The organism is uncultured Spongiibacter sp. (genome assembly GCF_964011655.1).
Taxonomy (GTDB): Bacteria; Pseudomonadota; Gammaproteobacteria; order Pseudomonadales; family Spongiibacteraceae; genus Spongiibacter; species Spongiibacter marinus.
This window is the reverse complement of record NZ_CAXGPO010000060.1, coordinates 1-8,161: the sequence shown is the minus strand read 5'-3', so window position 1 is coordinate 8,161 and position 8,161 is coordinate 1. Positions and strand designations below refer to the sequence as shown.

General features: G+C 55.7%; 14 protein-coding genes. 3 read left to right on the top strand and 11 right to left on the bottom strand.

All coding sequences use genetic code 11. The features are described from left to right. From ABNS66_RS15690 to ABNS66_RS15675, 4 genes are all read right to left on the bottom strand, one after another. A partial coding sequence (locus ABNS66_RS15690; protein WP_348655391.1) for a hypothetical protein occupies nucleotides 1-255 on the bottom strand: 255 nt, incomplete at its 3' end. After that, nucleotides 245-658 (bottom strand): hypothetical protein, encoded by a 414-nt coding sequence (locus ABNS66_RS15685; protein WP_286836556.1) that lies wholly within the window; start codon nucleotides 656-658, stop codon nucleotides 245-247. The genes ABNS66_RS15685 and ABNS66_RS15690, both read right to left, overlap by 11 nt. 384 nt (nucleotides 659-1,042) lie before the next feature. Continuing rightward, nucleotides 1,043-2,530 (bottom strand): hypothetical protein, encoded by a 1,488-nt coding sequence (locus ABNS66_RS15680; RefSeq protein ID WP_286836557.1) that lies wholly within the window; start codon nucleotides 2,528-2,530, stop codon nucleotides 1,043-1,045. Further along, nucleotides 2,517-2,675, bottom strand: a complete 159-nt coding sequence (locus tag ABNS66_RS15675) for a hypothetical protein (RefSeq protein WP_286836559.1) — start codon at nucleotides 2,673-2,675, stop codon at nucleotides 2,517-2,519. Before ABNS66_RS15675 ends, ABNS66_RS15680 begins: the two co-directional genes overlap by 14 nt. Nucleotides 2,676-2,755: 80 nt before the next feature. Between ABNS66_RS15675 and ABNS66_RS15670 the strand changes: the two genes are divergently transcribed. Then, nucleotides 2,756-3,190, top strand: a complete 435-nt coding sequence (locus ABNS66_RS15670; protein ID WP_348655390.1) for a hypothetical protein — start codon at nucleotides 2,756-2,758, stop codon at nucleotides 3,188-3,190. Between the two features lie 2 nt (nucleotides 3,191-3,192). Here the strand turns inward: ABNS66_RS15670 and ABNS66_RS15665 are convergent, their stop codons facing one another. Beyond that, nucleotides 3,193-3,501 carry a hypothetical protein gene (locus ABNS66_RS15665; RefSeq protein WP_286836562.1) on the bottom strand — a complete coding sequence of 103 codons (309 nt, stop codon included), beginning with the start codon at nucleotides 3,499-3,501 and terminating at the stop codon, nucleotides 3,193-3,195. A gap of 372 nt (nucleotides 3,502-3,873) precedes the next feature. On the opposite strand from ABNS66_RS15665, the gene ABNS66_RS15660 reads away from it, so the two are divergent. Continuing rightward, nucleotides 3,874-4,038 (top strand): hypothetical protein, encoded by a 165-nt coding sequence (locus tag ABNS66_RS15660; protein WP_286836564.1) that lies wholly within the window; start codon nucleotides 3,874-3,876, stop codon nucleotides 4,036-4,038. A 181-nt stretch (nucleotides 4,039-4,219) separates the two neighbouring features. Here the strand turns inward: ABNS66_RS15660 and ABNS66_RS15655 are convergent, their stop codons facing one another. From ABNS66_RS15655 to ABNS66_RS15645, 3 genes are read right to left on the bottom strand one after another with little or no spacing between them, the layout of a single operon-like run. Continuing rightward, nucleotides 4,220-4,813 (bottom strand): hypothetical protein, encoded by a 594-nt coding sequence (locus ABNS66_RS15655; RefSeq protein ID WP_286836565.1) that lies wholly within the window; start codon nucleotides 4,811-4,813, stop codon nucleotides 4,220-4,222. A 20-nt stretch (nucleotides 4,814-4,833) separates the two neighbouring features. Further along, nucleotides 4,834-5,412: a beta-ketoacyl synthase N-terminal-like domain-containing protein gene (locus ABNS66_RS15650; protein WP_286836567.1), complete on the bottom strand. Its 579-nt coding sequence runs from the start codon at nucleotides 5,410-5,412 to the stop codon at nucleotides 4,834-4,836. Continuing rightward, nucleotides 5,409-5,894, bottom strand: coding sequence for a hypothetical protein (locus ABNS66_RS15645; RefSeq protein ID WP_286836569.1), 486 nt, complete (start codon nucleotides 5,892-5,894; stop codon nucleotides 5,409-5,411). Before ABNS66_RS15645 ends, ABNS66_RS15650 begins: the two co-directional genes overlap by 4 nt. On the opposite strand from ABNS66_RS15645, the gene ABNS66_RS15640 reads away from it, so the two are divergent. After that, complete coding sequence (locus tag ABNS66_RS15640) at nucleotides 5,868-6,350, top strand: PaaI family thioesterase (RefSeq protein WP_286836571.1); 483 nt, start codon at nucleotides 5,868-5,870, stop codon at nucleotides 6,348-6,350. The genes ABNS66_RS15645 and ABNS66_RS15640 overlap by 27 nt on opposite strands. 54 nt (nucleotides 6,351-6,404) lie before the next feature. Here ABNS66_RS15640 and gspG read toward each other — a convergent pair whose 3' ends face one another. From gspG to ABNS66_RS15625, 3 genes are all read right to left on the bottom strand, one after another. Continuing rightward, on the bottom strand, nucleotides 6,405-6,878 hold the full coding sequence (gene gspG / locus ABNS66_RS15635) for a type II secretion system major pseudopilin GspG (RefSeq protein ID WP_204996532.1): 474 nt from the start codon (nucleotides 6,876-6,878) through the stop codon (nucleotides 6,405-6,407). Continuing rightward, nucleotides 6,879-7,871, bottom strand: a complete 993-nt coding sequence (locus ABNS66_RS15630) for a YhdH/YhfP family quinone oxidoreductase (protein WP_286836573.1) — start codon at nucleotides 7,869-7,871, stop codon at nucleotides 6,879-6,881. Between the two features lie 13 nt (nucleotides 7,872-7,884). After that, on the bottom strand, nucleotides 7,885-8,161 hold a 277-nt coding region (locus ABNS66_RS15625; protein ID WP_348655389.1), incomplete at its 5' end, for a S49 family peptidase.

Here is an 8,161-nt window from a genome sequence, read left to right as displayed (position 1 = left end):
GTGACTGGAGTTCAGACGTGTGCTCATCCGATCTTGATAGGGTTTGCCGCTGCGGTCGGCCTTCATCAGCTCCCGGCAAAACGCCGGGAAACTGTCGATTCCATGCGCCGGGTGCTCGCCTTCGGGGTCGAACGCAATAAACCGCACTCCCCGCCCCGGTATCAGGTTTTTGGCGGCTTGGCTCTTGCCGCCGCCCGTGGTCGCAATAATAAGCGTGTGCTTGGCTTTGCGGCTGCCGTCTGGATTAATCGCCATCGGTTGCCGCCTCTGGTTTTTCGGCCTCTGCGGCCAATTGTTGGTCTGTCATTATGCGCGGTAAAAACACCATTCCAGCGGTGAGCACTAGCGCCACCTCTGGCCCGGTTTGAATGTCGGGTAAATACTTTTGCAATACCGCATCGGTGGCCGCGCCCAGTTGCTGCGCTTCATCGTCGGCTATTTTCCAGTGATCGCCCCGGCGCGATGCCACCACACCAAACCCCACTTGGAAAATAAAGGCCAGTTCTTCGCCGCCCAGTGTCGGCTGGTCTGGTTGTGGTTCCTCGCCCCCCTGCCCCGGTATAAATTCCGGTTCCCCGGCAAAGGCGTTCAGGTTTTCATAGGTTTGCTGTTCGGTATTGTCGGCGGTTTCTGCCGCGTTGCTCTGCTCGTCGCTCATGGGGTTCTACTCCACAAAAAGGGTGTGTAATAAACCGCGCTTTTGCGGTTTTGGTCGGTTTTCTGGTGGGGGTGTCTGCTCGCCCGGTGTGTACTCGTCGGCGGCTTCCGCTTGCGGTTTTGCTACGGGTTCTGGTTCGGTGCTAGGCGGCGGCGCAGTAGGTTTTTCAGCGGGTTTTTCCAATGGCTCAAAATTGGCCTCAATAAACCGCTGCCCGCCCGGTTTCCACGGCTGAATTGTGCCGCATTCACAGCGCCAGTATTTCGCCTCGGCCCGGCCTCCCCGGCCTACGGCGCAAGCGTGAACGGTCCCCCGCGTGTTGCACATTGGGCAAGTTAGCCAGCCTATTTGCGGCCTATTTTGTACTGCCATCGGTGGTGCCTCCTATGCTGCCGCTATCGCGGCGTATTGTTCGTAGTCGTTAGCGGCTTGGGTAAATTCGAGGTCTGACCACTGCGGCATTTTGCGCAGCGCTCGCCGCCAGTAATGGCGCTCTTTGAATTCGGCGTACCACTGGCACGGTGGCCGGGTTTCGCCGGGGTTCCACACTTCGCCTGGCCCCTTTTCCGGTAGCCAGTTGGTCACTTGCCCGGCGTCGTTGGTGCGCGCCCACTGCAAAAACAGCCAAAAGGCGTGTTTACCTTTCAGCAGAATTTGGTGCTTGCTGGCGACAATGGGCAGTTTTTCCAGCTTGCGGCGCACCTTCTGCAATGCCTTGCCCACGGCGTGACGGGTTTTACTGCCCTTGGGGGCTTTTTCTAAATACTGAGCAAGTACCTTGCGGCGGCGGTAGTCCTCGCCGTGGCGCTGGGTTAGGTGTTCGTGAACGTCTGCAATCAGTCGGCCCATAATGTGAAGCTGGGTTTCTGACAAAGTGGCCCACTCCGGGGCGCGGGCAGCGGCGCAGATACCGTAGCGGTTGCCCCGGATCTCGCCTTGGTCGCTTTTGCCCTGGGCTTTGCACAAGTAGCCCGCCGCTTTCATCATGTAGCTGGCGGCGGCGTCAGTGTCTTTGATTTTTTCAATGTGGGCGATGCCCTGCCCCCATAGGCTTTCGATGCGTTTTGCCCAGCTTGGGAACAGGGAATATTTCACGCGCCAATTGATTAGCACATGCACATGCGGGTTTGGCTTGCCGTGCTCGTTGTCGGGCGCTTCAGCTACCCACACATAAAGCAATTCTTTGTCTTTCCCCGGCTCGCCCATCACCTCGCCGCCCTTGTCGGCGCAGTAGAATTTGCGGCCATGCGGCGCGGTGAATTCGGCTTTCCAGCCCCTGCGCCACATCTTTTGCAGGCCATCCATAAAGCGCGACACTTCGCGCTGAATTGAGGTTTCCCCGGCATCGATCGCGGCGCGGTGCTCCGCGTCGAATGTCAGCGTAAAAAACGTGCGGTAGCCGCCTTTTTGCAGGCTCACATAACTGCAGCTTTCGGCCACCTTGCGCGCAGCCCGCTGGCTCAAATTGGCGGTAATTCTCGGCCCGGCTTGTTCTGGTGGCGTAGTTCCTGCTGTCGTTTCAACGCGTGTGCGTATGCGGTACTCGTCTGACCATTCCCGAAACTGCAACACGGTATAGGCGGCGCGCTGGCCTTCCGGGGTGCCTGCAAGCTTGGTCGGTTCAATGGCGGTTTGCCGTTCTGGTCGGCCTATCCACGATTGCGGAATATGTACGGTTTCTGCGGGTTTCGGCGCTGTCGGACATTTGGACGCCTTGACTAGCCTATGCCTTTTCGCTTCGCTCAAAGGCCTGCGCGCATCCGCTTGCACCTCTGCCAGCGTCATATCATCGGGAAACAAAAAAGCCGGGTCGCATTGCCCGGCAAACTGGGGGAGATTATTCAAATTCAATAACGGACTAGGCGTCTGCACGATTCGCCCCCCGGCAGCAGCCCCCGGCCCGGTGGCAACGTACTACCAACACGCCGCCGCGATCATATAAACCGGGTTCGCATTTTGGGTCTTTGCGCTTGATCTCGCGAATGATCGCCATTGCCTGTTGGTAACGGTCACTCATGCGAAAGCCCAATCATTGACAACCAAAAAACCTTGCGGCTTGATTACCCACCAACAACAAACCAATGGATAGGTACTTATATGATTCGCTCGCCACTCTTTTTTTTGATTTTGCTGATAGCTACCCACACAAATGCCAAAGATTGGTCCCACCAAGTGAACAAAGACTTTGTGACGGTGACCCCTAGCAGCATGACTTATACAGATCGCTCGTTGTGCACAGGCCCCAAAGGCAGCATTCAGGTACTTGCCGAATACACCACCCCAAAGAAAAGCGGAGTTAGTCGTGATTTCCTTATCATGGTCGGAGTCACACTCTCCTCCCAATTCGTTAACAAGCTCGTTGATGGAGTCGAAGACAAAGCTTCCTGTAAGACCATTGATTCGACAATCGGTAACCCTGACATCCAGATTAGCGCGACCCTTACCAGCACTGGCATTCAAACCACCGTCAAAAATGCATCTGGTGAAATCAACAGCAGCCACACCTCCCTCTGGTCTAACTTCCCCATGTAGCATCACGCCACCCCTTGCTCTTCGTAGCGTTTACCAATGGCGGTCATCACATAACCAAACCCATTACAGGCTGGGCAAAGTGACTTAGTGGGAACCATTAAGATCGGCTCTCCATCGGCGCGGGTGTACTGCTCGCGCTTTCGGATAAGGCCTGTTCCACGCTTTCCGGTGGTGCCGCAATAACTGCAAAAGATGTAATGACTGGGACTAACTGGAGGGGCTTGCTCGGATCGCTCCTTAGCGCTGTTCACCGCTTTGCGCTCGCGGTGACAGATAATGTTCAGTATCGCGTTCTCTGGCTCGTTGCTCATCGTTCAGGCTCCATTCATTCCGCATGTTTAACCTCTGTTAGCTCGCCGCCGGGTTTTTGCCCCCTGCCAACGGTGCCGCGCTGGCCAGGGGGCGAGGTAGCCCATGCGGTGAGCTGGAACGAAAGATAGATCACGGGGCGCGAATGCTCAATACCCGCGAATATTGCGCAACCCGCGACCTGATGCGCAAAATATGCCTGTTATATCGAAAATTTAAATAAATCAGCGAGAGGGGTGCCGCCCATGCTGACGTCAAGCGAAATCGTTGACTTAGTCCGCAAAAAAACCGAAACCGGGTCTTACTATGCTGCGTCAAAGCTATTGAATTGTCGCCCCCAAACACTCACTGGATACACCAAAAGCGATCGCGCAATGAGCGACGATATTGCTATCAAAGCCGCAGAAATACTGGGTTTAGATGCAGGTTATGTTTTGGCCTGCGTAACCGCTGAGCGCGCAAAAAACACCCCTTCTTATGAAACATGGGTGAAAATCTGCGAGCGCCTAACACCAAAAAAGAGGCGCGAAGCGGCCTAAGTGGCGCGCTTGGCGATGATGATGGGTAATTTTCCTGACTGGCGAGTGTTCTGCTCGCTTATCGAGCGCGCTACAGCCCGCGCCCCGCGTGGGTTTCGGGGCGATCCTCAGTATTTGCGCAATATATATTATGCGAACATATGGTATTTGCTAGATCAAGGCTGGATTCGCCCAGGAGCGGTTAACACCGCTCCAGCAACATTGCCGTTCCTGTGCCTGCGGCGCCGCTTGCCGCAACAATACCTCGTTTCAGGCCGCGGCGCTCAAGCTCGTCAATTAAGGTGCCTGCCATGATAGCGCCGGTTGCGCCCATGGGATGACCGAGTGCGATCACTCCGACATTGATGTTGAGTTTGTCTTCGCTGATACCGAGGTCGCGCTGGCATTTGATCACCGTGGCGGCAAAGCCTTCATGCAGTTCGAACAGGTCGGCGGTTAACGCCTGCTCCTGCATAAGCTTTTGCGTGGCGGCGCAGCAGCCTGAGATGACGGTTAATGGATCGTCGCAAACACTGGCGACGGCGCAGATACGCGCGCGTGGCGCTTTACCCAGCGTTTCGCCCAATGCTTCGTCGCCCACCAACACCAAGGCAGCGCCATCGGCCATAGCTGGCGAATTACCAGCGGTGTGAATATGCTGGATCTCGGTGAGTTTGGCATGCCCCTGAAGTTGCAAGGCATCGATGCCTTTTGCGCCAAGCTCAGCAAAGGCCGGCGGCATTTGCGCCAGAGACTCCATGTTTGCGTTGTCGCGGATGCATTCATCGTGGGCCACATTTACGCCTGTCTCTGTGTTTACAACCGGAACGACCGAGCGGAACCGCCATTGTCACGCGCTCGGGCGGCGCGCTGCTGACTGGTTACGGCAACGTGGTCGGCGTCCTCGCGACTGATTTGATACTGGGAGGCAATCAGGTCCGCGCCGTTGCCCATCATTAACATTTGGCAGCGAGCCGCCATCTTGGGGTCGGTAAAAACGGTGGCTTTGTCGGACAACATCGGCACGTGGGACATCATTTCCACGCCGCCAGCAATGACCATACCGGCTTGCCCGCCCTGCACTTTCAATGCGGCAAAATTGATGGCATCCAAGCCGGAGGAACAGAAACGGTTAACGGTAATACCGGGAACATGGCTGGGCCAGCCAGCATATAACAGGGAGGTTTTGGCAATATTTGCCGCCTGGTCACCCGCCTGTGTTACACAGCCTAGAATCACATCATCAACCTGGCTTTTGTCCAGTGGATTGCGCTCTGCCAGGGCATCGTAAAGGGTTTTTAGCAGCGCCAGTGGCGACAATGCATGCAGACTACCCGTTTCCTTGGCACGGCCGCGCGGTGTGCGAATAGCGTCGTAAATATAAGCGTGTGTCATTCGTTAATTCCTACTATAAAGCTGGCACAGGTTGTGGCGCTGCCGCCAAGGTTGAAGGTGGCCATGTTTTTGGCGTTGGTGATTTGTGTCTCCCCTGCTTGGCCGCTGACCTGCTTGTAGCAGTCCAACAGCATGCGTACGCCGGTCGCGCCCACGGGATGGCCCAGGCCGATCAAGCCGCCGCTGGCATTAACGGGAAAGTCGCCGTCTTTGCATATGCGCCCCTCCTCTATTGCTTTCCAGCTTTCACCGGGCGCCGTTAAACCGCAGTGATCGATCACCGTGTATTCGGTAATGGAAAAACAGTCGTGCACCTCAAGGCCGTCGAGTTGCAGCAAGTCAGTCATGTCTGCGCGTTTTAGGGCGTCGCGAATCAGCTGATTTACATGAGGGAAAAGCAGTGGCTGACCGTCGCTAAGGCGCAGCTTACTGCGCAGGTCGATGGCAGACGAGCGATGCCCCCAGCCTTTGATGCGGGGCATGTCACTCAGCGAAATGCCCTGCTGCGCGGCATAGCTTTTGGCGGCCGATTCACTGAGCGAGTAAAGCAGTTTGAGGCTCAGACCGAGCGCAGCGGTATGGCGGCGAACTTGGGCTACGACATTGTTTCCATCAATGATGGTGAGGTGGTGTACCGCTACACACCAAAAGCGCGCCACCAAAATTTAATAGGCTCCCTGCACGGAGGCATTTTGGCATCACTGCTGGACACGGCAATGGGTGCCGCGGTGATGACAAAGTTAGCGGCGGGTGAATTTCACACCATGACGGACTTGTCGATCAAATTTATCGGCGCCGTTCGCGACCCCGACGAAGAGCTGCTCATTGAAGCGCGGGTCGATCACCCCGGTAAACGCTTGCTGGCAACAGAAGGGGTGATTAAAAATACCCAGGGGCGCATTATTGCCAGGGCGATCGCCAGCGCGATAAGGCTTTAAGAAACCGCGGTGCAAGGCGCCATCGGCCAGTAACGGCTTCGCCAGGCGCCGCGCTCAGTAGTCGCTGTCACTTTCAAAAACAACGAGCAAATCCCGGTTCTCTCCACTGCCACCTTCCACGCCATCCGCACCGAAGGTTTTCACGCTGAAGGATGGCGGTGCGTCGGAGCTGTGATAGATATAATCGCGCTTCCACGGGTCGCGAATCAGACTGCTACGACTTAAATAGGGGCCGGCCCAACGCGGGCTGAGAGGCTCCAAGACGGGGCTTTCCAACAGCGCGTATAGCCCTTGGTCAGGACTTGGGTAACGCAAATTATCAAGCTTATATTGATGCAGAGCCCGGGTAATTCGCTCCAGATCAATCACTGCTTGTTCATGCAAAGCCTCATCGACACGCTGCTTAACAAGGCTACTTACATATATCGTTAGTGCTGAGGCGATCAGCAATACAAAGAGAATTTCTCGACGGGTAATACCCCGGCTAGCGCCGGGGCCTGAGTTTGCCATACGGAGGCGAAGGTGCATTTATAGCTTTACTCTAATTCTCCCGCTGACTGATACCTCAAGGAAGCGCGCCAAATAGTCAGGCACCTCCTCGAGGGTTATTTCAGTTAGCAGAGCAGACCACGCCGCGTCATCGAGCTTCCACTGCTCGGCAAAACGCCGCCATATATCAGCTTTCCGTTGCTGACTAATTTCTACTGAATCGACACCCAGTAAGCATACACCGCGCAGAATAAATGGGAAAACGCTGCTGTTGATATTCACCCCGGCAGCCAGTCCACAACAGGCGACGGCGCCCTCGGGCTGAATAATTTTTAACAGGTTTGCCAGTGGATCGCCGCCGAGCGTGTCAATTGCCGCATCAAACAATGGCTTCGCCATTGGTTTTTTATCGAACTCTGCCAGCATCGATGGCGCCACACAATGTTGAGCGCCAATACTATGTAAAAAGTCATATTGTTGCGCCTTGCCACTGATCGCGGTGACCTCCGCACCCAGTTGATTAAGCAATGCAATGGCAACACTACCAACACCACCACTGGCACCCGTTACGGCAATTTTAAGACCGCTCAGCTCGCCTAATTGGCGCTGGAGCTTCTCCACACATAAGCCGGCCGTCAATCCTGCAGTGCCGAGTGCCATCGCCTCTGCACTGTCCAAGCCATCCGGGGCGGCCAGTAACCATTCACCGGGCACTTGAATTTGTTCTGCCAGGCCACCGTCGGTGTTCATACCCAGGTCATAGCCCGTCACGATAACACGGTCACCCGCCTTCCAATTATCGCTGGATGAAGCCAGCACTGTGCCCGCGGCATCGATGCCCGGCGTATGCGGGTAGTTGCGGGTTACCCCTTTGTTGCCCGCGGCTGACAAGGCATCTTTATAGTTGAGCGACGAGTATTCTACCGCAACGCGCACTTCGCCATTCTCGGGCTGGGCAAAGTCGTCTTTGTCGACAACGCTGCACTGATAGGCGCCCTGCTCTTCTCTGACCTGTACGGCTTTAAATGTCATTATTTCCCCCGATTTAGCCGACAAAACGGCTGTTGCGAATTTTTTCAACGACGCCCCAAAAACCTCGGTCTATCGCTGTTTCAGCAGCGAAGCCAAGGCGCTCGGGTAGGCTGCGCTTTTGCTTAAAGTGCACCGCATAAATATCGGTGTCTTCACGTTTGCTCAGCAGATAGTCATCGCTGGTGGAAATACCGTCAATTAGACCTTTGTCCAGTGCGCGGCGGCCATACCACACCTCGCCGGTGGCAATGGATTCAATATCCTGTGACGGCCGATTTTCACTGACAAAC

Coding starts and splice junctions, on each gene's coding strand:
- ABNS66_RS15685 (WP_286836556.1), bottom strand. CDS start 658: ATGAGCGACGAGCAGAGCAACGCGGCAGAAACCGCCGACAATACCGAA.
- ABNS66_RS15675 (WP_286836559.1), bottom strand. CDS start 2,675: ATGAGTGACCGTTACCAACAGGCAATGGCGATCATTCGCGAGATCAAG.
- ABNS66_RS15670 (WP_348655390.1), top strand. CDS start 2,756: ATGATTCGCTCGCCACTCTTTTTTTTGATTTTGCTGATAGCTACCCAC.
- ABNS66_RS15665 (WP_286836562.1), bottom strand. CDS start 3,501: ATGAGCAACGAGCCAGAGAACGCGATACTGAACATTATCTGTCACCGC.
- ABNS66_RS15660 (WP_286836564.1), top strand. CDS start 3,874: ATGAGCGACGATATTGCTATCAAAGCCGCAGAAATACTGGGTTTAGAT.
- ABNS66_RS15650 (WP_286836567.1), bottom strand. CDS start 5,412: ATGACACACGCTTATATTTACGACGCTATTCGCACACCGCGCGGCCGT.
- ABNS66_RS15640 (WP_286836571.1), top strand. CDS start 5,868: ATGCCCCCAGCCTTTGATGCGGGGCATGTCACTCAGCGAAATGCCCTG.
- ABNS66_RS15645 (WP_286836569.1), bottom strand. CDS start 5,894: ATGCCCCGCATCAAAGGCTGGGGGCATCGCTCGTCTGCCATCGACCTG.
- gspG (WP_204996532.1), bottom strand. CDS start 6,878: ATGCACCTTCGCCTCCGTATGGCAAACTCAGGCCCCGGCGCTAGCCGG.
- ABNS66_RS15630 (WP_286836573.1), bottom strand. CDS start 7,871: ATGACATTTAAAGCCGTACAGGTCAGAGAAGAGCAGGGCGCCTATCAG.